Origin of the sequence: Aquirufa regiilacus, assembly GCF_032470275.1 — a bacterium.
GTDB lineage: Bacteria > Bacteroidota > Bacteroidia > Cytophagales > Spirosomataceae > Aquirufa > Aquirufa regiilacus.
Genome location: NZ_JAVNWW010000012.1, coordinates 1 through 361 on the forward strand (window position 1 = coordinate 1; position 361 = coordinate 361).

The 361-nt window shown below is 41.8% G+C and carries 1 tRNA gene; it reads right to left on the reverse strand.

What is annotated here, in order from left to right:
• Positions 1 to 234 precede the first annotated feature (234 nt).
• Positions 235 to 311 (reverse strand) — tRNA-Ala (locus PQG45_RS11790).
• Positions 312 to 361: the final 50 nt, after the last annotated feature.

Sequence of the window (361 nt, forward strand, 5' to 3'; positions counted from 1 at the left end):
TCAAAGAACCTTGTGTGAAATTCAATAAGCTTGCGCTCATCTCATTCACATCGTTCCCAAATTCCGATCTCCACATTTGGAAAGGGTAGGGGTGGTGTTTTCAGTCGCTAGTCACTAGTCGTTAGTCATTAGTAACTTTTTCAATCTGTTGATTAAACTCGTTCGCTTAATCTGTAACTCTTAACTCTTACTTCTTAACTCTTACTTCTTAACTCTTCACTCTTAACTAAACTTTGGTGGAGAATAACGGATTCGAACCGTTGACCCCCTGCGTGCAAGGCAGGTGCTCTAGCCAGCTGAGCTAATCCCCCAGGTTAATGGGTTCTCTTTGTTAATCTCTTGGTGATTAAACTCGTTCGCT